At 68.0% G+C, this 26,383-nt stretch carries 28 protein-coding genes; 14 read left to right on the forward strand and 14 right to left on the reverse strand.

Features of this window, described 5'->3' with window-relative positions; translation table 11 throughout:
• On the reverse strand, nt 1-1,094 hold a 1,094-nt coding region (locus tag VJ655_RS11400; protein WP_324111179.1), incomplete at its 3' end, for a polyhydroxyalkanoate depolymerase.
• A gap of 131 nt (nt 1,095-1,225) precedes the next feature.
• On the reverse strand, nt 1,226-1,816 hold the full coding sequence (locus tag VJ655_RS11405) for an SCO family protein (RefSeq protein ID WP_324111207.1): 591 nt from the start codon (nt 1,814-1,816) through the stop codon (nt 1,226-1,228).
• Between the two features lie 86 nt (nt 1,817-1,902).
• Between VJ655_RS11405 and VJ655_RS11410 the strand changes: the two genes are divergently transcribed.
• Together VJ655_RS11410 and spdR are read left to right on the forward strand one after the other, a co-directional pair.
• Complete coding sequence (locus VJ655_RS11410; RefSeq protein ID WP_324111180.1) at nt 1,903-3,303, forward strand: ActS/PrrB/RegB family redox-sensitive histidine kinase; 1,401 nt, start codon at nt 1,903-1,905, stop codon at nt 3,301-3,303.
• Nucleotides 3,304-3,378: 75 nt separating this feature from the next.
• Nucleotides 3,379-3,936 carry a stationary phase response regulator transcription factor SpdR gene (gene spdR, locus VJ655_RS11415; RefSeq protein ID WP_056055214.1) on the forward strand — a complete coding sequence of 186 codons (558 nt, stop codon included), beginning with the start codon at nt 3,379-3,381 and terminating at the stop codon, nt 3,934-3,936.
• Nucleotides 3,937-4,071: 135 nt separating this feature from the next.
• Here the strand turns inward: spdR and VJ655_RS11420 are convergent, their stop codons facing one another.
• From VJ655_RS11420 to VJ655_RS11430, 3 genes are all read right to left on the reverse strand, one after another.
• Entirely contained in the window at nt 4,072-4,857 is a 786-nt protein-coding gene (locus VJ655_RS11420) for an SDR family oxidoreductase (protein ID WP_324111181.1), read from the reverse strand.
• 97 nt (nt 4,858-4,954) lie between these two features.
• Nucleotides 4,955-5,242, reverse strand: a complete 288-nt coding sequence (locus VJ655_RS11425) for a 4a-hydroxytetrahydrobiopterin dehydratase (protein WP_324111182.1) — start codon at nt 5,240-5,242, stop codon at nt 4,955-4,957.
• A 26-nt stretch (nt 5,243-5,268) separates the two neighbouring features.
• Nucleotides 5,269-5,910, reverse strand: a complete 642-nt coding sequence (locus VJ655_RS11430) for an HAD-IA family hydrolase (protein WP_324111183.1) — start codon at nt 5,908-5,910, stop codon at nt 5,269-5,271.
• Nucleotides 5,911-6,109: 199 nt separating this feature from the next.
• Here VJ655_RS11430 and VJ655_RS11435 point away from each other — a divergent pair, with 199 nt between their 5' ends.
• Nucleotides 6,110-8,095: an AsmA family protein gene (locus tag VJ655_RS11435; protein ID WP_324111184.1), complete on the forward strand. Its 1,986-nt coding sequence runs from the start codon at nt 6,110-6,112 to the stop codon at nt 8,093-8,095.
• A 44-nt stretch (nt 8,096-8,139) separates the two neighbouring features.
• Here the strand turns inward: VJ655_RS11435 and VJ655_RS11440 are convergent, their stop codons facing one another.
• Nucleotides 8,140-8,457: an antibiotic biosynthesis monooxygenase family protein gene (locus tag VJ655_RS11440; RefSeq protein WP_324111185.1), complete on the reverse strand. Its 318-nt coding sequence runs from the start codon at nt 8,455-8,457 to the stop codon at nt 8,140-8,142.
• A 466-nt stretch (nt 8,458-8,923) separates the two neighbouring features.
• On the opposite strand from VJ655_RS11440, the gene VJ655_RS11445 reads away from it, so the two are divergent.
• Nucleotides 8,924-9,199 carry a YjhX family toxin gene (locus VJ655_RS11445; RefSeq protein ID WP_324111186.1) on the forward strand — a complete coding sequence of 92 codons (276 nt, stop codon included), beginning with the start codon at nt 8,924-8,926 and terminating at the stop codon, nt 9,197-9,199.
• Nucleotide 9,200: 1 nt separating this feature from the next.
• Here VJ655_RS11445 and rsmD read toward each other — a convergent pair whose 3' ends face one another.
• Nucleotides 9,201-9,764: a 16S rRNA (guanine(966)-N(2))-methyltransferase RsmD gene (rsmD, locus tag VJ655_RS11450; protein ID WP_324111187.1), complete on the reverse strand. Its 564-nt coding sequence runs from the start codon at nt 9,762-9,764 to the stop codon at nt 9,201-9,203.
• Nucleotides 9,764-10,384 carry a TMEM175 family protein gene (locus VJ655_RS11455; protein ID WP_324111188.1) on the reverse strand — a complete coding sequence of 207 codons (621 nt, stop codon included), beginning with the start codon at nt 10,382-10,384 and terminating at the stop codon, nt 9,764-9,766. The genes rsmD and VJ655_RS11455 overlap by 1 nt, the downstream gene beginning before the upstream one ends.
• 123 nt (nt 10,385-10,507) lie before the next feature.
• On the opposite strand from VJ655_RS11455, the gene VJ655_RS11460 reads away from it, so the two are divergent.
• Nucleotides 10,508-11,479: a CPBP family intramembrane glutamic endopeptidase gene (locus tag VJ655_RS11460; protein ID WP_324111189.1), complete on the forward strand. Its 972-nt coding sequence runs from the start codon at nt 10,508-10,510 to the stop codon at nt 11,477-11,479.
• Nucleotides 11,480-11,493: 14 nt separating this feature from the next.
• The gene (locus tag VJ655_RS11465) at nt 11,494-11,982 is read left to right on the forward strand and encodes a cupin domain-containing protein (RefSeq protein WP_324111190.1); all 489 of its coding nucleotides are present in this window, start codon (nt 11,494-11,496) and stop codon (nt 11,980-11,982) included.
• Between the two features lie 48 nt (nt 11,983-12,030).
• Here VJ655_RS11465 and VJ655_RS11470 read toward each other — a convergent pair whose 3' ends face one another.
• Nucleotides 12,031-13,287, reverse strand: coding sequence for a pseudouridine synthase (locus VJ655_RS11470; protein ID WP_324111191.1), 1,257 nt, complete (start codon nt 13,285-13,287; stop codon nt 12,031-12,033).
• Between the two features lie 57 nt (nt 13,288-13,344).
• Between VJ655_RS11470 and tadA the strand changes: the two genes are divergently transcribed.
• Nucleotides 13,345-13,830 carry a tRNA adenosine(34) deaminase TadA gene (tadA, locus tag VJ655_RS11475; RefSeq protein ID WP_324111192.1) on the forward strand — a complete coding sequence of 162 codons (486 nt, stop codon included), beginning with the start codon at nt 13,345-13,347 and terminating at the stop codon, nt 13,828-13,830.
• A gap of 3 nt (nt 13,831-13,833) precedes the next feature.
• Here the strand turns inward: tadA and VJ655_RS11480 are convergent, their stop codons facing one another.
• Complete coding sequence (locus tag VJ655_RS11480; RefSeq protein ID WP_324111193.1) at nt 13,834-14,253, reverse strand: hypothetical protein; 420 nt, start codon at nt 14,251-14,253, stop codon at nt 13,834-13,836.
• Between the two features lie 119 nt (nt 14,254-14,372).
• On the opposite strand from VJ655_RS11480, the gene pseB reads away from it, so the two are divergent.
• Together pseB and pseC are read left to right on the forward strand one after the other, a co-directional pair.
• Nucleotides 14,373-15,413: a UDP-N-acetylglucosamine 4,6-dehydratase (inverting) gene (pseB, locus tag VJ655_RS11485; RefSeq protein ID WP_324111194.1), complete on the forward strand. Its 1,041-nt coding sequence runs from the start codon at nt 14,373-14,375 to the stop codon at nt 15,411-15,413.
• Entirely contained in the window at nt 15,410-16,570 is a 1,161-nt protein-coding gene (gene pseC, locus VJ655_RS11490) for a UDP-4-amino-4,6-dideoxy-N-acetyl-beta-L-altrosamine transaminase (RefSeq protein ID WP_324111195.1), read from the forward strand. The genes pseB and pseC overlap by 4 nt, the downstream gene beginning before the upstream one ends.
• Here pseC and VJ655_RS11495 read toward each other — a convergent pair whose 3' ends face one another.
• Both VJ655_RS11495 and VJ655_RS11500 read right to left on the reverse strand, forming a co-directional pair.
• A complete protein-coding gene (locus tag VJ655_RS11495; RefSeq protein ID WP_324111196.1) occupies nt 16,571-16,882 on the reverse strand; it encodes an EthD family reductase in 312 nt (103 codons plus the stop codon).
• Nucleotides 16,883-16,968: 86 nt separating this feature from the next.
• Nucleotides 16,969-18,666: a hypothetical protein gene (locus VJ655_RS11500; protein WP_324111197.1), complete on the reverse strand. Its 1,698-nt coding sequence runs from the start codon at nt 18,664-18,666 to the stop codon at nt 16,969-16,971.
• 323 nt (nt 18,667-18,989) lie between these two features.
• Here VJ655_RS11500 and VJ655_RS11505 point away from each other — a divergent pair, with 323 nt between their 5' ends.
• The 5 genes from VJ655_RS11505 to VJ655_RS11525 all read left to right on the forward strand — a co-directional run bounded on the left by VJ655_RS11505 (nt 18,990) and on the right by VJ655_RS11525 (nt 22,501).
• On the forward strand, nt 18,990-19,700 hold the full coding sequence (locus VJ655_RS11505) for a response regulator transcription factor (RefSeq protein ID WP_324111198.1): 711 nt from the start codon (nt 18,990-18,992) through the stop codon (nt 19,698-19,700).
• Nucleotides 19,675-21,303 (forward strand): ATP-binding protein, encoded by a 1,629-nt coding sequence (locus tag VJ655_RS11510; RefSeq protein ID WP_324111199.1) that lies wholly within the window; start codon nt 19,675-19,677, stop codon nt 21,301-21,303. Before VJ655_RS11505 ends, VJ655_RS11510 begins: the two co-directional genes overlap by 26 nt.
• Entirely contained in the window at nt 21,300-21,743 is a 444-nt protein-coding gene (locus VJ655_RS11515) for an HPr kinase/phosphorylase (RefSeq protein ID WP_324111200.1), read from the forward strand. The genes VJ655_RS11510 and VJ655_RS11515 overlap by 4 nt, the downstream gene beginning before the upstream one ends.
• 75 nt (nt 21,744-21,818) lie before the next feature.
• On the forward strand, nt 21,819-22,226 hold the full coding sequence (locus tag VJ655_RS11520; RefSeq protein ID WP_324111201.1) for a PTS sugar transporter subunit IIA: 408 nt from the start codon (nt 21,819-21,821) through the stop codon (nt 22,224-22,226).
• Nucleotides 22,223-22,501, forward strand: coding sequence for an HPr family phosphocarrier protein (locus tag VJ655_RS11525; RefSeq protein ID WP_324111202.1), 279 nt, complete (start codon nt 22,223-22,225; stop codon nt 22,499-22,501). The genes VJ655_RS11520 and VJ655_RS11525 overlap by 4 nt, the downstream gene beginning before the upstream one ends.
• A gap of 72 nt (nt 22,502-22,573) precedes the next feature.
• On the opposite strand, the gene VJ655_RS11530 is transcribed toward VJ655_RS11525, so the two are convergent.
• Both VJ655_RS11530 and VJ655_RS11535 read right to left on the reverse strand, forming a co-directional pair.
• Nucleotides 22,574-25,549 carry a TonB-dependent receptor plug domain-containing protein gene (locus VJ655_RS11530; protein WP_324111203.1) on the reverse strand — a complete coding sequence of 992 codons (2,976 nt, stop codon included), beginning with the start codon at nt 25,547-25,549 and terminating at the stop codon, nt 22,574-22,576.
• Between the two features lie 259 nt (nt 25,550-25,808).
• Nucleotides 25,809-26,294 carry a hypothetical protein gene (locus VJ655_RS11535; protein WP_324111204.1) on the reverse strand — a complete coding sequence of 162 codons (486 nt, stop codon included), beginning with the start codon at nt 26,292-26,294 and terminating at the stop codon, nt 25,809-25,811.
• Nucleotides 26,295-26,383: the final 89 nt, after the last annotated feature.

Raw genomic sequence — 26,383 nt, forward strand, 5'->3', positions numbered from 1 at the left:
GCCTGGGTCTGGCCGATGCCGGAGATGTCGTCGTTCTCGCCCTCGACCGTCATCAGGCCGATGTCGGTGATCGTCTGCGGCTTGACCAGGGTCCCGCGGTGCATCAGCTCGCCCTTGGGCAGCAGGTACTGCTGGAAGACGATGTCGATGGTCTGGAGATAGAACTCCTCGGTCAGGTCCAGGACCGAGAGGTACTCGTCGTAGAACTCCAGGTGCTTGTCGGCGCTGTCGCCGTCGCCGGTGACCAGGTGCTCGAAATAGCGCCGGTGGGCCTCCTGGTGGCGCTCGGCGTTCATGCTCATGAAGCTGGCCAGCTGCACGAAGCCCGGATAGACGCGCCGGCCCGCGCCCGGATAGGGCGGCGGCACCGTGTAGATCATGTTCGACTGGAACCAGGTGAACGGCTTGTCCTCGGCCAGCTGGTTGGTGACGGTTGGCGACAGGCGAGCATCGATGGGCGAGCCCATGAAGGTCATGCTGGCCGGGCGCGAAGGATGATTCTGCTCGGCCATGACCGCCGCGGCCGCCAGGACCGGTGGGCCAGGCTGGCAGACGGCCACGACATTGGGGCGCGGCCCCAGCACCGACAGCATCTGGATCACGTGGTCGATATAATCGTGGAAGTCGAAGCGCCCCTCCAGGACCGAGACCTCGCGGGCGTTGACCCAATCGACGATGAACACCGCGTGGTCGGGCAGAAAGGCCTCGACCGTGCCGCGCAGCAGGGTGGCGTAGTGGCCCGACAACGGGGCGACGATCAGCACGGCGGGATCCAGCGAGAACTTGCCGGCCCGGCGCATGTCGGCCATGTCGCGGTCGAACTGGATCAGGCGGGCCCAAGGGCTTTCCCAGACCACGGTGGGTCGGACGCGGACGTCGACCTGGCCGATCTTGACCGTGTCGATGTTCCAGGCGGGCTTGCCATATCGCCGGGTGATGTTGGCGAACAGATCCGCGCCGGCGTGGAGTCGCCGTCCCAGCGCCGATTCCGCGGCGGGATTCAGGGGTGAGCCCCAGAACTGCCGGGTCGCCAGCGCCGCGAGGCGCATCGGCGTTGAGGCGTAGTAGGCCGCTTCGTGAAGGGCGTAGAGCATGGCGCATCCGCTATGTTGCAGCGCAACATAGCACGGCGAGGCCTAAGAAAGTCTAGTCGTTCACGACTTTTTGCGCCGCGTCATGGCGCCGCCGCCATTCGCCGGTCTCCCCGGCGAAGTCGGATGGAGGATCAGCCCTCGTCCATGGCGGTCTTGATGCGCTGGGCGATATCCGCCGGCGGCAGGTTGTAAGGAATCACGGCCTTGAAGCGCCCCTTGGGATCCATCAGATAGATCGCCGTCGAATGGTCCATGGTGTAGCCCGGACCATCGCCCACCTTGGCGTAGTAGACCTTGTAGGCCTTGGCCGCCGCGGCGACCTGCTCCTGCGAGCCGGTGAGGCCGATCGTCGACTTCGGAACATAGTCGGCCGCGAGATAGGTTTTCATCTGCGCGACCGTGTCGCGCTGCGGGTCGATCGAGACGAAGACGATCTGGAAGTCCTTGGCCTCGGGCCCCAGTTGGTCCGTCGCCGCCGCCAGGCCCTGCAGGGTGCCCGGGCAGACGTCGGGGCAGTAGGTGAAGCCGAAGAACACCGCGCTCCACTTGCCCTTTAGGACCTTTTCGGTGGCGGGCGCGCCGTTCTGATCGACCAACTGGAACGGACCGCCGACGGCGGCGGGCGCCTCGCCGCGGAACACGCCCGCGCGCCAAGCCAGGCCGCCGAGAACGACCAGCCCCAGCAGGCAAGCGGCGACCAGGATCAGACGGTGGCGAGGCACGTTCTGGGACATCGGCGGCGCATCCTTTTGTTCTCGCCCATCTTTTTGCGCTCGCAAAGCGCGCAATTCTGGACAATCCTCACTTCATGGCTGACGTTTCGTTCGCTGGAGCGCCCGAGGATCCACGTCACAGGGGGCTCGATAGGCCGGGCGATGAGCCCGCGCAAGATGACGCCTGGGCCTGGACCGCTCCGGGCCTGCGCCGGGGACGTCTGAGAGTTCGCACTCTGCTGACGCAGCGGTGGGTGTGGGTCGTGGGCCAGACCGCCGCCCTGCTGATCTCGGGCCTGGCGCTCAAGATGCACGTGCCTTGGGCCATGTGCTTCACCCTGATCGCCCTGTCGGCCTGGCTGAACGTCCTGCTGGGCCTGGCGTCGAGCGGCCAGCGGCTGGCCAGGGACGGCGAGGCCACCGCCCAGATCGCTTTCGACATCCTGCAGCTTTCGGGTCTGATCTACCTGACCGGCGGGGCCAACAACCCCTTCGCCCTGTTGCTGATCGCGCCCGTGACCCTGGCGGCGGCGACCCTGCCGGCCCGCTATGCGATCGGCCTGGGCGCCCTGGCGATCGCCGCGTCGATCCTTCTGGCCATCTTCCACATGCCGTTGCCGACCATCAACGGCCTGCCGACACCCTTCGCGCCCACGCCCACCATGCTCTGGATGATCGTGGCGGCCCGGATCGTGGGCATCATCCTGACCGCCGCCTACGCCTGGCAGGCGGCCAGCGAATCCGCGCGGATGGAGCTGGCCCTCAACGTCACCGAAACGGTGCTGGCCCGCGAGCAGCGGCTTTCGGCCCTGGGCGCCCTGGCCGCCGCGGCGGCGCACGAATTGGGCACGCCCCTGGCCACCATCTCCGTGGTCTCGCGGGAGATGGCCCGCAACGCCACCAGCGAGGAGGTTCGCGAGGACGCCGAACTGCTGATCGGCCAGGCCGCCCGCTGTCGCGAGATCCTGCAGCGCCTGACCGAAATGCCCGAGGCGACCGACGCGGTGCACGAGCGCATGAGCCTGGTCCAGCTGGTCCAGGACGTGATCGAGCCGCACATGGTCCACGGCGTCCGGGTCGAGGCCGTGGTCAATGGCCCGTCGGGCGAGACCGCGCCGGATATTTGGCGGCGGCCCGAGATCATCCACGCCATGACGTCGATCGTCGAGAACGCGGTGGATTTCGCCCGCAGCGAGGTGATCGTCATCGCCCGGTTCGATCCCCGCTACATCGTGATCGAGGCCCGCGACGACGGCCCCGGCTTCTCGCCGGAAGTGCTGGCCAAACTGGGCGAACCCTATGTGACCACCCGGCCGGGCGCCGAGGGCTCGCGCACCGGCCATATCGGCATGGGCCTGGGCTTCTTCATCGCCAAGACCTTGCTGGAACGAACCGGCGCGACAGTGGATTTCCGCAATGGACGGCGCGGCGGCGCCGTCGTTTCCGCGCGCTGGCCACGCGCGGCGCTCGAAGCTCCCGGATATACAGGGGCTTGAGTTATGACGCAGAAGCGCGGAAGTATGGTTTATTATTTGGCCTGTTGAGTATTGGCGCGGGGAGGCGCTGACTTCATGGCGGATATCGGGGAGCTGGTTTCGGCGCTGCCGGACAAGACGTTGCTTCTGTTGGACGATGACGGTCCTCTGCGGACCCGGCTCGGACGAGCGCTGGAGCAGCGTGGGTTCGAGGTGACGCTGGCCGCCTCTGTCGCCGAGGCCCTGACCATCCTGCGCGGCGCGGCTCCGGCCCACGCGGTGCTGGACATGCGACTGGAAGACGGCTCGGGCCTGAAGGTGGTCGAGGCGGTGCGCGACGCGCGGCCCGACGCCAAGGTCATCATGCTGACGGGCTACGGCAACATCGCCACGGCCGTGGCGGCGGTGAAGGCCGGCGTGGTCGACTACCTTTCCAAGCCGGCCGACGCCGACGACGTGGCCCGCGCCCTGCTGGCGGCCAAGGACGCCGCCCCGACCCCGCCGGAAAACCCGATGAGCGCCGACCGCGTCCGCTGGGAGCACATCCAGCGCGTCTACGAGATGTGCGGCCACAACGTCTCGGAAACCGCGCGACGCCTGAACATGCACCGCCGGACCCTGCAACGGATCCTGGCCAAGCGGGCGCCGCGGTAGAACGAAACCAGCTGCTCCCCGCGATGCGGGGGAGCTGTCGCTGAGCGACTGAGGGGGCTAATGCGGCTTGCCTCCAGCTCGCCCCCTCCGGCCCTTTGGGCCACCTCCCCCGCGTCGCGGGGGAGGATTATCGCCTCACATCGCCGAAATCCCGCCGTCGAGCCGCATCTCGGCCCCGGTCATGAACTTGCTCTCGTCACTGGCCAGGTACAGCACCGCATTGGCGATGTCGTTCGGCTCGCCGATGTGACCGAGCGGAATCTGACGGCCCAGTTTGGCGTGGGCCTCTTCCTTGCCCAGGCGCTGGTTCAGCGGGTCCAGGATCGGGGTGTCGATGAAGGTCGGGTGGATCGAGTTCGAGCGGATATCCAGCCCCTGCTTGGCGCAGTAGAGCGCGATGTTCTTGCTGAGCAACCAGACCGCGGCCTTCGAGGCGTTGTAGGCGGGCGAGTTGTGGTTGGCGATTAGGCCCGCGATCGAGCTGATATTGATGATCGAGCCCGGCTGGTTGGCGCGCATGTAGGTCAGGGCGTGCTTGGCCCCCAGGAAGACGCTGTCGACATTGATCGACATGATCCTTTTCCAGAGTCCGAAATCGAGCGACTCCAGCGGCCCGTCGCCCGCCACCCCGGCGTTGTTCAGCAGCACCGAAATGCCGCCCATCAGGGCGTTGGCCTTCTCCAGGGCGTCGATCCACTGGTCTTCCTGGGTGACGTCCAGCGGCAGGGCGAAGGCCGTGCCCGCGCCGTGCTTGGCGTTGAGCTCGGCCGCCACGGCCTCCGCGCCCGCCAGGTTGATGTCGGCCACCGTGACCTTGGCGCCCTCTTCGGCCAGGCGTCGGGCGGCGGCGGCGCCCAGGCCCTGGGCCCCGCCGGTGATGAAGGCCTTCTTGCCGGCGACCCGGCCCGTGCTCTGCGCCATGCGGCGTCCTCCCGATTATAATTCAAACGACAGTTTGAACCGGGAGGTGGCGCGAGGGAAGCCCCATCTCTCCTCCCCCTAGCGCGGGAGGAGAGAGTCAGCCGGCCGCTTCGTCCATGAACCTCGCCAGTTGGACATCCAGCGCCGTCACCCCATCCGCGTCGTGGGTGGTCAGCAGCACCTCGACGCGGTTGTAGACGTTGAACCACTCGGGGTGATGGTCGAGCTTGTCGGCCATCAGGGCCACGCGGGTCATGAAGCCGAAAGCCTCGTTGAAGTCGGCGAAGCGGAAGGTCTTCCTGATGGCGTCCTTGTGATCCGGCGCGACGCTCCAGGCGTCGAGCTGGGCGATCGCGGCGGCGGCGCCGATCCTGGGACGGGACATGTTTCCTCCGAAAGAGCCTCGCCCCCTCAGAACGCCAATCCGGTCGCTTCGGCAAGGTCCGCCAGCAACTGATCCTCGGTCGAGACCTTGATGGCCGTCATGCCCAAGGCCGCCGCCGGCTTGCAGTTGATCCCCAGGTCGTCGAGATAGACGCAAGACTCCGGCGCCACGCCCAAGAGCTCGCACATCATCTGATAGATGCGCGGATCGGGTTTGCGGACCCCGGCCTTGGAGCTTTCGATCACCGCGTCGAACAGGGCCATGATATCGCCGACGGCCAAGGCCTTCTCGGCGCTCTGGGCCATGCCGGGGCCATGGCCAGTCGGGACGTTGTTGGTGATGCAGCCGACCTTGAACCGGGCCTTGCAGATCTTCAGAGCCTCCATCACACGCGGACGCAGGTCGCCATAGAGCAGAGGCAGCACCTCGGCCCCGCGCACGGAATGGCCCAGGCGCGCGGCCTCTTCCAGGAACAACGTGTCGAAGGCCGCCGCGTCGATCTCGGCTCGCTCGAACCGGGCCCAGGCGTTGTGGTCGGGCGCCGTGGCGTTAACCGTGCGGATGAAGTCCTTCGGCAGGCCCCGTTCGGCCTCGTAGCGGCGGAAGGCCTCGAACGGCGAGGTCGTGAACACCCCGCCAAAGTCCCAGATCACCGCCTCGATCGCCATCGCCCGCCCCGTCAAACGCCTGTTTGACGTCAAGCTAGTCGCGGGGATCGCCCAGGGGAAGCCCCGCCGATTCGGGAACAGGATCGCCGGCCTCGCGCGTTACCAGGGATCAACCGGAGCCACGCCCCTGTCGACCACCGACGCCACCTTCTCGCCAGAGCCCCCGCGCGGACCGTTCCGCGGGCTGTCGCGACGCGCCATGATCGGCATCGGCTCGGCCCTGGCGCTGGTGGCGGCGATCATCGCTTTCCTGGTTATCTTCGACTGGAACTGGCTGCGGGGACCGCTGGGCCGCTACGCCTCGGCCGAGATGCAGCGAGAAGTGGCGATCACCGGCGATCTCCGCGTCCATCCCTGGTCGTTCTCGCCCAAGGCCGAGGCCTATGGCGTGCGCATCGGCCAGCCAGCCTGGGCCAAGCGCGTCGATCCAGCCGCCGGCCAGATGGTCCAGGTCCAGCGCATCGCCGTCCAGATCAAGATCCTGCCGCTGTTGCGCGGTGAGGTCATCCTGCCGTTCCTGGCGCTCGACAAGCCGGACGTGCGCCTGCTGCGCGACAAGGACGGCAAGGCCAACTGGACCTTCGGCGCCCCCACGAGCGACAAGCCGTTGAAGCTGCCGGCCATCCAGCGCTTCGTGATCAACGAGGGCGAGCTTCGCCTCGACGATCGTCAGCGCGGGGCCCTGTTCGTCGGGACGGTCAACGCCCAGGAGCACGCGGGCCAACGCGGTGGCCGCTTCGTTCTGGAAGGCAAGGGCGCCTTGAACAGGGCCGACTTCCTGGCCCAGATCACCGGCGGCCCGCTGTTGAACATCACGCCCAACAGGCCCTACCCGTTCGACGCCGAGGTTCGAGCGGGCTCGACCCACATTCTCGCCAAGGGTCAGGTCACCAAGCCGTTCGACCTGGCCCGGTTCGAGACCCAGCTGACCGTGTCGGGCGCCGATCTCAACCGCCTGCACGACCTGACGGGCCTGACCCTGCCCAACACCCCGCCGTATCGCGTCTCGGGGCGCCTGGTCCGCAAGGGCCAGCGCTCCGACTTCGAGACGCTGTCGGGGCGCATTGGCGATAGCGACATCCGGGGCGACCTGTTCGTGCTGACCGGACGCGAGCGGCCCTATCTGGAGGCCGACCTGCGCTCGAAGCGCCTGGACTTCGACGATCTCGGCAGCCTGGTCGGCGCGGCCCCGGCCACGGGCCGCGGCGAGACCGCCTCGGCCGGCCAGAAGATCGAGGCCGCCCAGCGTGATGCGACCCAGCGCCTGCTGCCCGACGCCACCCTGCAGGTCGAGCGCGTGCGGGCCATGGACGCCAAGGTCAGCTACCGCGCCGACACCGTGAACGCGCCGAACCTGCCGCTGCGCAAGGTCAGCCTGGAGCTGGCCCTGGATAAGGGCGTGCTGACCCTGGACCCGCTGGCCTTCACCTTCTCGCGCGGCGACCTGCGCGGCAAGGTGCGGCTGGACGCCCGGCCGGCGACGCCCCGCACCGACCTCGACGTGCGCCTGACCAACGCGCGGCTGGAGGACTTCATCCCGATCCAGAGCGAGGGCAAGCCGGCGATCTCGGGCCCCGTCATGGCGCGCGCCAAGCTCTCGGGCGTCGGGAACAGCGTCCACCGCGCCGCCGCCTCGGCCGACGGCGAGGTCACGCTGGTGGCGCCGCGCGGCCAGATCCGCCAGGCCTTCGCCGAGCTTCTGGGCGTCAACGCCTCCAAAGGCCTGATCCTGCTGCTTTCCAAGAGCGACAAGGAGACGGCGGTTCGCTGCGCCGTCGCCGACTTCTCCGTGAAGAACGGCGTCATGACGACCAACCACCTGGTGGCCGACACAGGCGTGGTGCTGGCCAAGGGGCGCGGTGAGATCAACCTCGAGACCGAGCGGATGAACTTCCGCATCGAGGGCGACAGCAAGAAGCCGCGCCTGATGCGCCTGTTCATCCCGATCACCGTCAAGGGCCCGTTCCTGGCGCCGAAGATCGGCCTGGACCCCAGCAAGGCCGTCGGCCAGGGCGGCGTCGCCGCGGCTCTCGGTTCGATCATCAATCCAATCGCCGCCCTCCTGCCGTTCGTCACCACCGGCGAGGCCAAGGACGCCGATTGCGCTGGCCTGGTCAGCGACGCCCGCCAGCAGGGCGCGCCGGTGAAGGTCTCCCAGACCACGCTGGCGAAGGTGAAGAAGTAGGGCTGAACGGGGCGGACGCCGCGAAGGGCGCCGCCCCTGCTCGCCTACCGTTCGAGCGTCATGACCACTTCGTAGAGACCGGGATGGGCCTCGCCGAACTGGCGGTTACGGTCGATGAACCCGCCTTGCTTCAGGCGTTCGATCACCGCCCGCGCGGCATCGAGGTCCGCGCTCTGGGCATAGTTCACGACCCGCGTCCCATCCAGGCTGCGATGCAGGCTGGCAGACAGCCAGCCGGGCTCCTCGCGGGCATAGACGGCGGCCTGGGCCAGGTGATCGATCAGCGCCTGCTGCCCGCCCGGCGGGACGGTAAAGACGTTGATCTGGGTGATGACGCCGGTCTCGGCGCGGATCAAAGGCACGAGCATTGCTCCATTCGAAAGGCCCGCGCGCGGTCGTGGGGTCGACTGTTCGCCACGCGCAGGTCGCCGGCGCGGGGCGCGCCGAAACCTGCCGTGGGTTCACCGCGCGGGGCGGGAACGGAGTTCCGCCGCATGGCGGAGGACCGGGCTTACCGTCTGCCGATCCAGGTCCTTTTCGACCCGGCGATTCTATACCCGCCGCGGCCGCGCAGGAAGACGCGGCTTGAGCTTCGCCGCGTCCTGCCCCATCTTCATCGCACCAACCTCCCTGTGTGGTTCATGTCAGAGATTGTGCGCGAGGTCCGGGCCTAACAGGCTCCGAACCTCGGTTCGAAAGTCGATAGGCCCGTCTCCGCCCGCGCGTTCGCTCCGGGCGTGATAAATCACGCCCGTTCTTGAGAAAGAGGGGTCTCGAAGAGACCCCGTCGGATGCGCGATCGTTCGCCTCGATCTCTCGGACATTCCCTTGAACATCTCCAAACCGCAGCAACGTACGCTGCACGCGCTGGCCCAAGGCGGCCGCATCGACCTCGAACGCGACGAGCAAGGCCATATCGTCTCGGCCGACTGTGTCACCCGTGACGGCTGGGCGCTGACCGACTGCACGGTCGGCGTCTTCCAGTCCCTCAAGCGCAAGCGACTGATCGCCAGCCAGGACGGCGGCCCCTACCGCATTACGCGGCTAGGGCTTTCCAACCTCCGCGCCCAGTTCGACAATCGGGTGGGGGCGAAGGTCTGGTAGGCTAGACCCGCTTGAAGAACAGGACGCGCGCGGCGCCATAGTCGCGCGCGTCGATCTGTTCGAAGCCGTCCAGGGCGGGATCGACCTCGCCCCGGCCGCGCTCGAACATCAGGATCGCGCCGGGGGCGAGCCAATCGCCGGCCTTCAGCTCGGCCACGGCCCGCTCGCCCAGACCCTTGGCGTAGGGCGGATCCAGGAAGGCGATGTCGAAGGGCGCGCCGGCGCTGGCAGGACGCGGGCCCAGGTCCGTGGCGTCGCGGCGGTGCACGCGGGTGACGCCGAACAGCTGCATGGCGTCGATGTTCTCGCGGATCGCGCCGCGCGCGGCCTCGTCGGTCTCGACGAACAGGCAGAAGCTGGCGCCGCGCGACAGGGCCTCCAGGCCCAGCGCGCCCGAGCCGGCGAAGACGTCGATCACCCGCGCCCCGTGCAGCTCCGGGGCCCAGGACGCATGCTCCAGGATGTTGAACACCGCCTGCCGGGCGCGGTCGGACGTGGGACGGGTGGCCTCGCCCGGCGGGGCGGCGATGGCCTTGCCGCGATACTGGCCCGAGACGATGCGCATCAGGCGGCCTTCGGTCCGGCGAGGCGGCGGCCGATCCAGTTGAGGCCGAGCAGCACCACCGCGATCAGGGCCCAGCCCCAGGGGTAGATGAGACTGTAGATGCTGAGCCCGCACAGCAGGCCCGGCAACAAGGTCACCCGGACTAGGACGTAGAGGGCCTCGCCCAGCGGCATCGGCTCGGCCAGCTTGCCCACGAAGGCCGCGTAGGCCCAGACCAGGCCCATGGCCAGGCCGATCAGGGCGACATGGCCGACATAGACCGGCAGGGCCTGGCCGCCGCGCTGTTCCCACAAGAGCTCGGTCGCCAGCGGCAGCAGCGCGATCAGGCCGAGCACGATAAAGTTAAAGGCGTCCAGTCCGCCGTCCGCCCGCACGAGGCGCGCGAACACGCGGCGGTGGCTGAACCAGCAGACGCCGATTACCGCGAAGCTGACGGCGTAGGCGGCCAGCTTGGGCCACATCTGGCGGAACAGGTCCGACACGCCCCGCCAGTGCTCGGGCGGATGGATCTCGATCGCCAGAAGGGTGATGGCGATGGCGAAGACGGCGTCCGAGAACAGCACCAGTCGATGCAGGTGCGCGCCGCCCGTGTCCGCCTTGCCCAAATCCCGCTCGCTCATGCCCTTCCCCTTACAACCCGTAATGGGATGTGTGCCGTCCTCGGAGCCATGCGGCAAGCGCGCGCTTTACAAGTCCGCCCCCGCCCCCTCTTAGTCGGGATCGAAGGGAAGGGCGATCGAACGATGCGCATGGGCGAAATCCTGGAGATGGCGAAGCGTTCGCCCTTCCTGGCCGACCTGTCGTCCTATGACCGCGATCCCTGGCGGAGCGTCTTCGCCGTGCCGCTCGGCGTCTTGGCCGGGGCCGTGGCGGCCCTGCTCGGCGCGATCACCGCGACCCTGGCGGCCCTGCTGATCGTCAGCGGACTGGACGGCGCGCCCGCGGCGGGCGACCTGTTCGGGGTCTTCACCGATCCTGGCCTCGCCGAACCCTCCGGCCGGCAATCGCTGTTCGTCCTGGCGGTGCTGGCCGGCGTCAATCTGGGCGCGGCGGTCGGTTTCGTGTTCGCCGCCGGGGCGATCCACCACCGCCGCATCACCGAATACGTCAATGGCGGCGAGCCGCCCCGCAAGCGCCTCCTGGTCGGCGGACTGGTGCTGGTCGGCGTGACCATGACGGCCCTGGTCGGCGTCGCGGCCCTGACCGGCGAGCCGATCGATCCGCCACTGTGGCGCGTTTCGCCAAACCTCGTGGGCCGTACGCTGTATGCGGTCATGGCCGTGGGCCTGCTGGTGGTGGCCGCCGCCGCCGAAGAACTGGTCTTCCGTGGCTGGCTCTTGAAACAGAGCGCGGCCTATGTCCGCGATCCGATCGTGCTGATGGTGCTGAACGGTCTGTTGTTCGCCGCCATCCACATGGACCCGAACATCGACGCCTTCCTGGTTCGCGCGGCCATGGGCGCGGGCCTGACCTGGATGGCCCTGCGCCTGGGCGGGATCGAGCTGGGCATCGGCGCCCACGCCGCCAACAACGCCGTGATCCTGCTGCTGGTGCGCCCGATGACCACCCGTCCCGACGCGCCGCACGAGTTCAAGGCCAGCCTGATCGCCAGCGCCCTGGTGATGCTGGCCGGCTTCATCGGCGTGGCCGAACTGGCCGCCCGCTGGCCGGCCCTGCGCCGCTGGACGCGGCTCCAGGCCCCGGCGGCGGCGTGAGCTAGGAGAATATAATGGCCCGAGCCTTGATGATCGGCATGACGGCGTTGGCGATGGCGGTCTCGTTCACCACCGCCGCGTCCGCCCAAGCCACCGACTCGACCAGTTTCGCCAGCGCCGCGGATGTCCAGGCGCAGCTGCGCCAGATGCTGGCCGAGATGAAGCCCGACCAAGGCTTCATGTGGCACCCCTTGGTCCGCGACGGCGCGAATGTCGCGGCGATCGAGATCTGGAAGAAGCCGGGCCGCCCAGCCGTTCACCCCGACCAAGCCGAATACGCCATCGTCCTCGAAGGGGCTGGCACGCTGGTTTCGGGCGGCGTCATGGCCGATCCGAAGGCCAAGAACGCCACCCTGGTCGAGGGAAGCCGGATCGACGGAGGGGCGACACGGCCGCTGGGTCCGGGCGATGTCATCCTGGTCCCCGCGGGCGTCCCGCATTGGTTCGGGATCACCGGCGAACGGCTGATCCTGCTGGGAATCAAGTTGCCAGGCGCGAAATGACCGCTCGGTCGGCAAATCCCGTCGACTGAGGACGGCGCCGACGCAGCCCTAACGCTTGGGACCGCCACGCGGGGCGGGGCCCCGGCCGCCAGTCGGCCGCGCACCCGGCCGCGCCGTCGGCCTTCCGGGCTTTTCCGAGACCCGCCGCGCCGCGCCATCGGCCGGCTTCGCGCCCGGACGCGCCGCGGGCTTGGCGCGCGCGACCGGCTTGCGGTCATCGATGAACTTGGTCTCGATCGACTTGGGCGGCGGGCGCTTGGCCTTGGCGGGCCCCTTGGCGGGACCTTTGGCCGGAGCGTGCGGCGAAACCTTCTTCTTGGGCCGCGCCCAGCCGGCCTTGTAGACTGGCTTCTCGGGCTTTTCCGGCGTGGCCGGCTTGAGGTCGCGGTCGGCGCGCGGGACGCCTCGACGCTGCAGGTCGCCACCACCGGCCGTGCCCGGCGCCTTGGCCGGATTGGCGATCCCGCCGAACTTCGGACGGTCCCCGGTCGGCATGTTCTCGGGCGGCACGACGCCTTCGAGCAGCTCGCGGATCACCCGGGGGCCAACCTCCTCGATCTGGCCGGCGGCCAGGGTTCCGAGGGCGAACGGACCATAGGACAGACGGATCAGGCGATTGACCTTCAGGCCAAGCGCTTCCAGCACCTTGCGGACCTCGCGGTTCTTGCCTTCGGACAGCGAGACCGTGATCCAGACGTTCTTGCCGCCGCCGGCCTTCTCGTGGGCCTTGTCCAGCCTGGCTTCGACGGGACCGTAGCGGACGCCCTCGATGGTGATCCCATCCTTCAGGGTGTCGAGCTTGGCCTGGGTGGTGTCGCCGAAGGCGCGGGCGCGGTAGCGGCGGACCCAGGCGTTGGCGGGCGTCTCCAGGGCGCGCGACAGCTCCCCGTCATTGGTCAGCAGCAGCAGGCCTTCGGAATTCAGGTCCAGGCGCCCGACCGAGATCAGGCGCGGCAGATCCCTGGGCAGCGACTGGAACACCGTCGGCCGACCCTTGGGATCATTGTGGGTGGTCATCAGGCCCGTGGGCTTGTGGTAGCGGAAGATCCGCGTCGGCTCGCGCTCGGCCACCAGCTTGCCGTCGACGGTCAGGAAGTCGCCCGGCGCGACCTTGACCGCCGGGGTCGTTAGCACCTTGCCGTTGATCGACACGCGCCCCGCCTCGATCAGCCGCTCGACCTCGCGCCGCGAGGCGACGCCCGCCCGCGCCAGGGCCTTGGCGACCCGTTCGCCAGCACCGCCGTCAAGATCGCCGTCTTGACCATCGAGTTCAGGCTCGTACAGGGGATCGTGGGGTTTGGTCATCTCGGCGTCCGTCTTGGGCTGGGCGCATCTCACGATGGGCTTTCTCGGGTTCAGCTAATGCGCACCGATCAGGACGAGGATCAAGACCACCGCATGATGCGGTTGGCGCTCGACGCGGCCCGCGCGGCCGCCGAGGCGGGCGAGACACCGGTTGGCGCGGTGATCCTCGATCCGAAGAGCGGCGACGTGCTGGCCGTGGCCGGCAACGGCCCGATCGCGGCTCACGACCCCACCGCCCACGCCGAGATCGCCGTCCTGCGCGCGGCGGCGGCGAAACTGGAGAACTACCGGCTGACCGACCTGACCCTGGTCGTCACTCTGGAGCCCTGCGCCATGTGCGCCGGGGCGATCAGCCATGCCCGCATAGGCCGGGTGGTGTTCGGGGCCGAAGACCCCAAGGGCGGCGCCGTCGTCCACGGGCCGCAGTTCTTCGCCCAGCCAACCTGCCACTGGCGACCGGAGGTCACGGGCGGGGTTCTGGCCGAGGAAAGCGCCGAGTTGCTGCGGGGCTTCTTCAGGGCGCGGCGGAAGTCCAGGACCTGACGGTCAGCTGATCAGGGCCGAACCCAGCAGCACCTTGGAGCCGGGCTTGCCCAGCACCTGGTCGGCCGCCTTCTGCAGTTCGCGGGCGACATAGTCCATGTCGGGCGCCGCCCCGCCGCGCAGGCCGGCGGCATAGACCATCAGCACCTGGGCGAAGGCCGCCCGCAGGCGCGGGGTCGAGGCCTGGGCCCGCTTCATCAGCTCGGGATCCTTGACCTCCAGGCCGGTCTCCAGGGTCATGACCCCGCGGCGGCCGTCGCGGCGCAACACCACCGCATTGATCGGATCCAGGGCGAAATAGGTGGTCGGCGCTTCCTTCTTCTCGCCGCCGCCATGACCGGCGAAGGCCAGGGTCGGGGCGGCCAGCGGCGCGAGCGCGAGCGCGGCGGCCAGGACGGACGGAAGCGGACGAAAGCGGCGCATGAGCCCCTGTTAGCGCGGCGGGGTTGACGTCCTCTTTACGTCTGTGGGCGCAAACAGGGGCGTTAACCACGCTTCGTCGTCGCGGCCGCCGGCCGGACGGACGTCTGAGGAGGCAGCACTTGGGCCGTTTTTCTCCCAAATCTCTCGATCTGGACGGCAAGGTGATCCTGGTCACCGGCGGCACCGGCTCGTTTGGCCGCCGATTCATCGAGACCGTGCTGCGTCGCTACGCCCCGCGAAAGGTGATCATCTATTCGCGCGACGAATTGAAGCAGAGCGACATGCAGATCGAGCTGCGCGAGCAGTTCGACGAGGCGACCTACGCCAAGCTTCGGTTCTTCCTGGGTGATGTGCGCGACCGTGAGCGCCTGACCCTGGCCCTGCGCGGGGTCGATATCGTCATCCACGCCGCGGCCCTGAAGCAAGTGCCGGCGGCCGAGTACAATCCGTCAGAGTGCATCCACACCAACGTGCTGGGCGCCGAAAACGTGGTCTGGGCCAGCCTGAACAACCACGTCAAGCAGGTCGTGGCCCTTTCGACCGACAAGGCCTGCAACCCGACCAACCTCTATGGCGCGACCAAGTTGGCCTCGGACAAGACCTTCGTGGCCGCCAACAACCTGTCGGGCGACATCGGCACGCGGTTCTGCGTCGTGCGCTACGGCAACGTGGTCGGTTCGCGCGGCAGCGTCGTGCCGCTATATCGCCGCTTGCTGAGCCAGGGCGTCACCGACCTGCCGGTCACCGACCCGCGCATGACCCGCTTCTGGATCACCCTGAACGAGGGCGTCGACTTCGTGCTCTCGTCCCTGACCATGATGCGCGGCGGCGAGATCTTCGTGCCGAAAATTCCGTCCATGGCCATGCCCGACCTGGTCAAGGCCATGTCCCCCACGGCCGGCATGAAGGTGATCGGCATCCGTCCGGGCGAGAAGCTGCACGAGATCATGATCAGCGCCGACGACGCCCGCGCGACCGTCGAGTTCGAGGACCGCTTCGCCATCGAGCCCAACTTCGCCGAGTTCGGCCGCAAGCCCTACGGGGCCGCCGACGGCGCCAAGCCCGTGGCCGAGGACTTCTCGTACAGCAGCGACAACAACCACGACTGGCTCTCGCCCGAAGGCCTGCTGACCATGCTGGAGGAGAAGGCCGCGCGATGAGCGACGCCTTCCTCCCCTACGGCCGCCAGATGATCGAGGACGACGACATCGCGGCCGTGGCGGAGGCCCTGCGCGGCGATTTCCTGACCACCGGCCCGACGGTCGAGGCGTTCGAGACCGCCTTCGCCGCCAAGGTCGGGGCGGATCACGCCGTGGCCGTCTCGAACGGAACGGCCACTCTGCACCTGGCCATGATGGCCCTGGGCGTGGGTGAAGGCGATGTCTGCATCGCCCCGTCGGTCACCTTCCTGGCCACCGCCAACTGCGCCCGCTACGTCGGAGCCGAGGTGGTGTTCGCCGACGTCGATCCCGACAGCGGCCTGATGACGCCGGACACGCTGAGCCAGGCGCTGGATCGCGCGCGCGGCCGGCGCGTGAAGGCGGTGCTGCCGGTCCACCTGCGCGGCGACGTCTGCGACCTTCCCGCCCTGAAGGCCCTAGCCGACGTGGTCGGCGCGGCGCTGGTCGAGGACGCCCCGCACGCCCTGGGTTCGATCGGAACGTTCGACGGCGTGGCGCATCCCGTCGGCGACGGCGCCTATTCCAGCTTCGCCAGCTTTTCGTTCCATCCGGTCAAGACGCTCGCCACCGGCGAGGGCGGCATGCTGACCACCAACGACGAGCCCCTCGCGGCCAGGGCCCGACTGCTGCGCTCGCACGGCATGGTGCGGCCGGCCGGGGCCGATCCATGGTGGTACGAGATGCCGGAGCTCGGCTTCAACTACCGCATCCCCGACGTGCTGTGCGCGCTGGGCCTGTCGCAGCTGGCCAAACTGGACCGCTTCGTCGCCCGGCGGCGCGAACTGACGGCGCTCTACGCCCGGCTGCTGCCGGAGCGCGCGCCGAAAGCGCGCCTGGCCACGAGCCCCGCGCACTCCAACCCCGCCCTGCATCTGCTGACCGTGCTGATCGACTTCGAGGGCCTGGGCCTGACTCGCCGCGCGTTGGTCGAGAGCCTGAAGGCGCGGGGCGTCGGGACGCAGGTCCACTACATCCCCGTTCACCGCCAACCCTATTACGTCAACCGACAGGGCCTCGCGGACCTGCCGGGCGCCGACGCCTGGTACGCTCGCTGCCTGACCCTGCCGCTCTATCCGGCCATGACCGACGGCGACGTCGAGCGGGTGGTGGACGCCTTGGCGAGCGTCCTCGGATAGCTATCCGGCCACGCTGACCTGGGCGATCGGCTGGATGTCGGTGAAGTTCGCCACGTCGGCCATCACCTCGGCCGCGCGGGGGCCGGTCAGCGAAGCCTGCAGCGCTTCGGCGTCCCGGAAGGTGATGTTGGCGATCGCCACGAACGGCGCGGGCCCGCCGCCGCCGCCCGAAAGCCCCGTCAGCACCTGCACGCCCGTGAGCCCCGTCGCGGCGAAGGCCTCCTTCACCAGCGGAATATGGGTGGCGCTGTAATAGGCGTGGTCGAACTTCGCGCCGTCGCGGGCGGGATAGAGAACGGTGAATACAGCCATGGCGGTCTCCTCCGGCGGCCCGGATAGCCGCACGCTGGCGTCACCCTACCGGGCGCCGCTGGGGAAGAGTCAAAGGGGTTCGCGGCTCAGGCCGCCTGGCCCACCAGGGTCTTGATCAGGTCCAGGGTCTGGGGCGAGTCGGCCAATTGCTCGCGCACGCCTGGACCGCGGGCCAACTTCAGAGCTTCGGCGCGGGCCTTGTCGGCGACCGGACCGGTCGGACCAGCCTCGCCCATGGCCAGCTTGACCAGCAGGTTCAGGCGATGCGGCAGCGGCGCCGGCGCGCGCACCAACATGACCAGGAGCCGCGAGTCGCCTTCGATCAGCGCGCCGATGTCGCCGAGCTTTGCGCACAGCGGCTCGTAGTCTTCGCGCACCAGGCCAGAGCGCGTCAGCGACCGTTGCAGCCCCGCCAGCTGGCTGAGCTTGGCGACGGGCGAATCCGGTCCCTGGCGCAGCTCCTTTTCGAACCGCATGGCGCTGATGTTGGCGTTCAACCAGCGCGAGGCGTTGCGCTTGTTGACCGCGCCCATGACGTTTTCGGCCAGCCGGATCAGGATCTTGATCTCTTCGTAGGAAGAGCGGTCACGGCCCAGCAGGGCCTCGATGAAATCGCCATTCAGCAGCGTCTTGGATCGGGTGGTGAAGGCCGCCTGGATGTCCTCGGCCTGGAGAATCCGGCCAGCGGCCGCCGTCAGGCTCATCGCCAGGGCGCGCAGGTACTCGATCTCGGCCTCGGCGTCGCCAGGCTTGAGGCGTCGCACGCCGTTCAGCTCGGTCAGGACGCGCTCGGCGATGGCCTTGCGCACGGTCGGGAAGTCGTCGCCGCTCAACCACTCGCTGAGACGCTGCGCGACGCCGGACAATTCGGGCAGGCAGGCGCGGACGCTGGCCTCGATACGGATCAGGGCCTCGACGGCCGCGCCCCCGGTCAGGCGGGTCATGGCGGCCAGGGTCGAGCCCAGGTCGTCCTTGCCCTCCAGCAGATCGGCCATGCCGGCGCGCGAGCCGATGATCTCGGCCAGGGGCTGCTCGATGGCGGCGAGGGCGGCGGCGCGCGCCCGCGGTTCGGCCGGGGCGGCGTCGGCCAGGTCCAGCAGGCGCGAGATCTTGTCGGACCAGTTGACGGCCGGGGCGATCGAGGCCGCCACGCCGGCGCCCAGCAGGAAGGCGCGATCGGGATCGGCGACCAGACGCTCGGCGGCCTTGGCGAAGCCTTCCTTGTCCAGATCCGGCAGGGCGCCCTTCTTGAACGCCTTGGTCAGGTTGCCGATGGTCCGTTCGACCAGGCCTTGGAAGTGGCGGATGATCTCGTGGACCGTGACGCCACGGGCCTCGGCCTCGGGAATGGCGATCTTCTGCAGGGCGTGCTGCAGGTCGGTGCCGGACGCCTCGAGCTTTTCGACCAGGTCGGGGCGGTGCAGCAGCTCGAACGGCGTGGCCCTGTGCCGATGCAGCCAGCTTTCGAGCAGGCGGCCGATGCGGTCGCGGGCGTGGGCGGTATAGAGGTCGGCGGGCTGGATGCAGAGCGGATCGCGCTCTTCCGCTTCCTTCTTGGGCTTGCCGCCGTCGACCATGCCCTTGGTGAAGATGGCGATCGACTTGTACTCGCCGCTCGAAGGGTCCAGCGTTTCCTTGCTGACGCGAACGGCGACGGCGCGGCCTTGGTCCAGAACGTCTTCGGCCGTCTGCAGGGCGTGTGCGCGGCTCTCCGTGGCGATTTCCAACGTCCACTGCGCGCCGACCTTTCGCCGGACAAAGAGTTCGTAGTGGACTTGGCTCATACTTCAAGGACTCCCGAGGTGCAGACTATGGGATACGAGACCTTAAGGTGAGGTTGAGGAAAGCTCGCATCGGGGACTCGCCCCAATCGCGCCTTGCTGGAGCCGCAATGCCCGGGGACAAGCGCGGGAAAGCTTTGCCGCGCCGTGCGTTGAAGCCATGAGGCTCGGCCGGTAGGATCGGCTGACCGACGAGCGTGTCGACCGAGAGTGTGAGCGGTTTCGGCGCCTGACGCGCTCTAATATTGAGTTGGAGACTGTCCGTTCGTTCTGATGTTCCTATCTGGACCGGACAGACCCCCAAGGCGAAGGACAAGATCGAATAGATGGCCGCCATCACGCTCATTGACGACGACGAGAACATCGTCGCTTCGGTCTCGCTGGCCCTGGAGAGTCACGGACATACGGTGAAGGCCTTTTATGACGGGGTTTCGGGTCTGGAGGCTGTCGAGGCCAGTCCGCCCGACCTGGTGATCCTCGACGTGAAGATGCCCCGCATGGACGGCATGGAGGTGCTGAGGCGCCTGCGCCAGACCACCGAGATTCCGGTGATCATGCTGACCTCGAAGGACGACGAGATCGACGAGATCCTCGGCTTCAATCTCGGCGCCGACGACTACATGCACAAGCCCTTCAGCCAGCGGCTGCTGCTGGAACGGGTCAAGGCGGTGCTGCGGCGCGCCAGGCCCGAGGACGACCCGATCGGCGCCGATCCCGCCGGGGCGGCCGGCTCGAAGGTCATGAAGCGCGGCAAGCTCACGCTCGACCCAGCCCGCCACGATAGCCTGTGGGACGGCAAGCCGGTGCGCCTGACCGTCACCGAGTTCCTGCTGCTGCAGGCCCTGGCCCAGCGTCCTGGCTTCGTGAAGAGTCGCGACAACCTGATGGACGCGGCCTACGACGATCAGGTCTATGTCGACGACCGCACGATCGACAGCCACATCAAGCGCATGCGCAAGAAGTTCCGTCAGGTCGATCCGGAATTCGACTCCATCGAGACCCTGTACGGCGTTGGCTACCGTTATCGCGAAGCCTGAGCCGATTTCTCCGGACGTCGCGGGGGCCCAAGGCGAAAATGGGCCCCGGCGGCGCTTCGCCTGGCCGCGCGGGTCGCGGCTGGGACGGCTGATCATCACGTTGAACGTGCTGGCCCTGACGATCCTAGTCGTCGGGGCCCTGGTGCTGAACGAGCTGCGCAGCGGCCTGGTCAACGCGCGGATCGACAGCCTGACCACCCAGGGCGAGCTGATCGCCAAGATCATCGACCAGTCGGCCACTGTGGGCGAGCCCGAGCCCGCGCTCGATCCCTACACCGCCAGCGCCATCCTGCAGCTGCTGTTCATCCCGCGCTCGCAGCGGGCGCGCCTGTTCGACGCCCACGGGAAGGTGCTGGCCGACTCGTTCGTGGTCGCCGACCGCGTCGACTGGAAGGTGCTGCCGCCGGCCCGCAAGCCGGGCCAGAAGGACGACGCCCGCAAGACGCCGCGCGAAGAAGCCAAGGCTGAACGGGCCCGCAAGGCGCTGGCCGACGAAATCGCCCAGGCGATGAAGGGCCGGACCATCGCTGGCGCCCGCGTCTCCGAGGACGGCGAGCGGGTGGTCTCGGTCTCGATACCGATCCAGCATGTGCGCGCGGTTCTGGGCGTGCTGACCCTGGAGGCTGGCGACGTCGATGAGATCATCGCCGCCGAACGCCGGGCGCTGCTGCCGTTCATCGTCGTGGCCATGACGGCCATCCTGATCTCCAGCGTCCTGCTGCACCGGCTTATCGCCGTGCCGGTCCTGCGCTTGGCGCGGGCCGCCGACCTCGTTCGCCTGCAGGGCGCGCGGGCCATCTCCCTGCCCGACCTGTCGCGCCGCAACGACGAACTGGGCGACCTGTCGCGCTCGCTGGAGGAGATGACCCATTCGCTGTCCGAGCGGATGGACGCCATCGAGCGCTTCGCGGCCGATGTGGCGCACGAGATCAAGAACCCGCTGACTTCCATCCGCTCGGCCGTCGAAACCCTGGACCTGGTCAGTGACCCCGCCGCCCGGGCGCGGCTGCTGGCCATCCTGCAGAACGACGTCAACCGGCTGGACCGGCTGGTCACCGACATCTCCAACGCCTCGCGCCTGGATGCGGAGCTGTCGCGCGAGCATCCCAAGACGCTGGACCTCCACCGCCTGCTGTCCGAGGTGGTGGGCCTCTACGACTCGCAATTGCGGCCCGGCGAGGCGCCGGGCAGCGTCCGGGTGAAACTGACCGTGGCCGAGGGCGTTTCCCCGGCCCTGATCCTGGGGCGCGAGACCCCGATCGGCCAGGTCTTCCGCAACCTGATCGACAACGCCCGCTCCTTCAGCCCGGCCGACGGCGAGGTCCGCATCGGCCTGTCGCGCGTCCGCGGGCGGCTGGTCGCGACGGTCGAGGACGACGGACCAGGCATGCCGCCCGACAACCTCGAGACCATCTTCGAGCGCTTCTACACCTCGCGACCCAAGGGGCGGGCGTTCGGCGGCAATTCGGGCCTGGGCCTGTCCATCGCCCGCCAGATCGTCGAGGCTCATGGCGGCCAGATCCATGCCGAGAACCGCAAGGACGCCGACGGCGCCGTGATGGGCGCGCGGTTCGTGGTCGAGCTGCCGGACGTGCGCGAATGATCCCCGAAACCCGACACGGGGGCCTGATCGCCCAGCGCCACCAGGGCGTCTGGCGCGGCGCCCTGATCGAAGGACCATCGGGCGTGGGCAAGAGCGATCTGGCCCTGCGCGCCCTGGAGGCCGGGTTCCGGCTGGTGGCCGACGACCGTACGGTGGTGTTCGTGGCGGGAGGACGGCTCTACGGCAAGGCTCCCGACACGCTGGCGGGCCTGATCGAGGTGCGGGGCCTGGGCGTCGTCACCAACACCGCCCTGCCCTTCTGCGAGGTCGCGGTCGTGATCCGCTGCGTCGAGCGGCCGGACGCCGTCGAGCGTCTTCCCGAGCCGCGCTTCGAGCGAATCGAAGGCGTGTCGATCCCGATGTTCGACCTGTGGCCGCGAGAACCCGCCGCCCCCTTGAAAATCGGACGCATCATGCAGTCTCTTGGAGTCGCTCTCTAACGGGCGTATCAAGGCCGCCCGCGCGACGCTCTCCCGGTCGCGGCGGGAATGGGGATCCCGTTTGAGATATCAGGCATGATCGGGCTCGTGATCGTGACGCACGGGCGTCTGGCGGAAGAATTCATCTCCGCCATGGAGCATGTTGTGGGTCCGCAGGCGGCCGTGAAGGCGATCTGCATTGGCCCGGAAGACGACATGGAACGTCGCCGTTCGGACATTCTGAAGGCCTGCGCCGAGGTCGACGCTGACGGCCAGGGCGTCATCCTGCTGACCGACATGTTCGGTGGCACGCCCAGCAACCTGGCGATCTCGGTGATGGAGCAGACCAAGGCCGAGGTCATCGCCGGCCTCAACCTGCCGATGCTGATCAAGCTGGCCAGCGTGCGCCAACGCGAAAGCCTGCAGGTCTGCGTGGCCCACGCCCAGGAAGCTGGACGCAAGTACATCTCCGTGGCCTCCTACGTGCTCGCCGGAGAAAAGTGACAGGCATGACGTCCAGAACGGTCGAGATCGTCAACGAGCGGGGATTGCACGCCCGCGCCTCGGCCAAGTTCGTGAAGATGGCGTCCGGTTTCGACGCCGAGGTGACCGTCAGCCGGGACGGCGCCTGCGTCGACGCCCGCTCGATCATGGGCCTGATGATGCTGGCCGCCGGCATCGGCTCGACCATCGACATCTCCGCGGAGGGCCCGGAGGCCGCCGCCGCCGTCGAGGCCCTGTGCGAACTGGTCATCAACCGTTTCGACGAAGAGCGATAGCTCAAGCGTCCGCGCGACCGAACGCGGCAGCGGCCAAGATCGCTCGCGCGAACTTGGCCGCCGCGCTTTCGATCAGAACTTCGCGTCGAGCTTGAGGAAGAAGTAGCGCCCGATCGCGTCGTAATAGGCGGGGCCGATATTGCGGCCGTCACCCGTTCCATGCGGCGAGATGGCGGTGTCCTGGATCGCCGGCGGCACGCCATAGTCGTCGATGTTCTTGACGCCCAGGCTGACGGCGAAGTCCTTTTTCGAGCGCCAGGTCACGTTCACGTCCTTGTAGATGAAGGCGCGGACGTTGGGGAACTCGTTGTACTCGTCGGTCGAGTTGACGGCGTACTTGCTCTTGCTGACGTAGCGGTTGTTCAGGCCGAAGGTGAAGCGGCCGATGTCGTAGCTGGTGGTCAGGGTGGCCTTGTAGGTCGGGTAGTTCCACTGGCCCGCGTAGTCGATGCCCGCCTTGCCCTTTTCCGAGATGGTCGTCTGCTCCAGCAGCTTGGCGCCGGCGAAGGTCAGACGCAGCATGCCGGGGCCGATCTCGCGGCGATAGCGCGCGCTGAGATCGATGCCGCGCACGCGCTGGCCGGCGAGGTTGGCGAACTGGGTGCGCACTTCCTTGACCGAGCCTTCAATCAGGACGCCGTCGGTGTCGCGCGTCCCGGCCGGGTTACGGATCACGTACTTGCAGTAGGCCTGATCGGGGCCGCCGGCGGCGTCCACGCAGTTGTTCATCAGGGTGGTGTAGCCCAGCGAGGTGATGGCGTTGCCGACCTTGATGTCCCAATAGTCGATCGTCATGTCGAAGTTGCGCAGGAAGCGCGGCTGGAACACGACCCCGTAGGTGAACGAGTTCGAGGTCTCCGGAGCCAGGTCCGGATTGCCGCCGCTGTAGACGATCGGCACGTTCAGGTTCGGGTACGGCACCGGGAACTTCACGCCCGGCACCGTCGCCGCGCAGTTGGCCGCGCGGCTCGGCTTCAGCGCGATGTAGACGCTCGAGCACGGGTCATCGATCTTCCCGTAGGTCGAGAAGCTGATCGGCGTATAGAGCTCGCCGAAGTTCGGCACGCGGATCGAGTGCGACTTGGTCCCGCGGAAGGTCAGGTCGCGGATCGGCGACCAGGTCAGGCCCGCCTTCCACGTGTCGGTGCTCTCGTTGTCGCTATAGTCGGAATAGCGATAGGCGCCTTCGACCTGCAGCCTGCGGGCGAAGGGCAGGTCGGCCAGCACCGGCACGACCACCTCGGCGAAGGCCTCGGCCGTCTCGCGCTTGTGGTGGAAGTCGGGGTGCAGGGCGAAGTCCATGCCCGGCGCGTAGATGATGGTCGAGAGCTTGGCGGTGTCAGGATCGTCCCAGGTGTCCAGCTTCTCGCGACGCCATTCGACGCCGACCGACGCCTTCACCTCGCCGGCAGGCAGGCGGAAAAGGTCGCCGTCGACGCTGGCGCCAGCGTTCAGCATCGAGTTGCGGGTCTTCTCGAAGCGATCGAACAGCAGGTAGTCCAGCAGGTCCTGGGGCAGGGCCCCAGTGGTGAAGAAGTCCAGCGGCTTGCAGCCGGCGGCGCGCGCGGTGGCGTCGCGGCAGACGATATTGCCGCTGGCGTCGCGCACGCTGTCGCGGGCGAAGAGCCACTGGTCGCGGCCCACCATGTTGGTCGTGGTCCAATCGTCGTCGACTTGGCCGTAGCGCACAAAGGCGGTCCAGCGCAGCTTGCCGGTCAGCTTGCCGGTGATGTCCGTACCCAGCAGGAAGTTGCGACGATCGTGCTTCTCCATCGTCTGGGGCAGGTTGTTGTAGCTGCGGTCCAGGCCCAGCTGGGTCAGGCCGTTGGCGACCATGTAGTCGCGCATGGCGGCGGGCAGGAACGGGTTGGTCAGGGTGGCGATTTCGCCGGTGTTGCCGACGCCGTTGTTGCCCCACCAGGTCTTGGCGGTGCGCGCGTCGGTCCGATATTCGGGGAACTCGCCGGCCCCGCGCGTGGTGCTGCGGGTGAAGCTCAGCGTGCCGTTCCACACCGTGTCTTCGTTGAATTCATAGTTGGCGTTGGCATAGGCCGACTGGCGGTTGGACCCGTTGCGGATGAAGTGGTTCTCGTTGCCGTTCAGCCCCGGACCGCCGTTCTGGCCGCCGGTCTCGCCGTTGGTGACGATGCCATAGCTGCTCTTCGGCACGGCCGTAACCTTGCCGTCGACATACTGGTACCACTGGCCGTTGTTGTTACCGCAGGGGTTCTTGCCGTTGTACATGCACCAGGTCGGCACGATCGACCGGTACATGATGCGATAGTCGCGATAGAGCACCCGGTCGGGGATACCGTCGTCCGGGCCGGTGTTGGCCGGGTTGGCGCTGTAGACATCGCGGTTGATCCAGCGTTCGGTGCTGCGCAGTTTGTCGGTGGCCGAGATGTTGCCGCCCAGCACGACGTGGCCGCGCCCTTCCGCGAAATTGAAGCCCGTGGCGGCGGTGAAGTCCGACTGGCGCGCGTCGCTGTGCGAGGAGACGCCGGTGGTGGCGCTGAGGTGGACGCCCTTCATCTCCTTCTTCATGACCACGTTGACCGCGCCGGTCACGGCGTCCGCGCCGTAGACGGCCGCCGCGCCGCCGGTCACCACCTCGAAGCGATCGATCAGGGCGGTGGGGATGGTGTTGACGTCGACCGCCGAGGTGCGCGCGCCGCCTGACACCCAGCGATGGCCGTCGACCAGCACCAGCGAGCGGTTGTTGCCCATATTGCGCAGATTGATGTTGGCGACGCCGGCGTCGTACTCTTGGCCCAGCGAGCTGGCCTCGCCCAAGCCCGGGCCCATGGCCGGGTTCTGCATCAGGGCGTCATAAACGGTGACCCGGCCGTAGTCCTTGATCTGCTCCATGCTCATCACCGAGATCGGCATGGCCGATTCCAGCTCCGGACGGGCGATGCGCGAACCGGTGACGACGACGCTATCGACGGCGGTCTCGTCCTGCGGAGCGACCTGCTGGGCCATGGCGCAGGGCGCGATCCACAGCGGCGCGATGATGGTGCTGGCGAGCGCCAATGTCTTGAAGGTCACGTCGATCCCCCGAACACCCCGTCAGGGGTACGAAATCGCCGAACAAACTGCGTCCAGGCGTTACTGGGTCGGAGGACATAACTTCGCCATTTTCGATTTCAGTTACAAATATATGAAAGAATAAAGACGCTCTCCGCGAACGATGTTTACGTCGCGTAATATAAATCCATGGCGCGACGCCACCGGGAGGTTACACCTTCCTCAAAACTAATCTTAAAGTGTAACGACCGCGACTTGATCCCCGCAGCGAGATCAGCCGCTAACCGAGCCCACTGAAGACCGCGCCATGAGCGCCGGCCACCGCGCCCAATACGGTGACCACGCTCGCGGCCAGCAGGACGACGTGCGCCCGCCACATCCATCGAAAGGCGCGCGCCGGATCCTTCTCGGCCCAGCCCGGGAAATAGCGGTCCAGCACCAGTGGCTCGCCGACAAACAGGAAGAGAAAGAACACCGTCCACACCCCGACCATGGCGTGCATCCACCAGAAGGCGGGCTGCTGGAAGCGGGGCCAGAGATCGAGGCGGTCACACAGATGATAGCCGGTGGCGCCGACCGTCAGCACGGAGATCCGCGCCTGCCAGACGAAGCGGCGCTCGATAGCCGCGAAGGCCTTCGGCCAGTCGGACCCGAGCGCGCCGCGGCGAATGGCTGGCAAGGCCACGCTCGTGACCATGGAAAGCCCGCCGATCCAAACGACGACGCCCAGGACGTGCAGGGCGCGCGCGAGCATCAGGTCGTCCATCGGAGCGCTCCGGATTGTAGTGCCGGCGACAAGCCTAGCGCTCCCAGCGGTCGCCGAGCTTGCGCTACTGCAACCTCCGACCGCGTCGG

Origin of the sequence: Caulobacter sp. (assembly GCF_035254145.1) — a bacterium.
Lineage (GTDB): Bacteria > Pseudomonadota > Alphaproteobacteria > Caulobacterales > Caulobacteraceae > Caulobacter.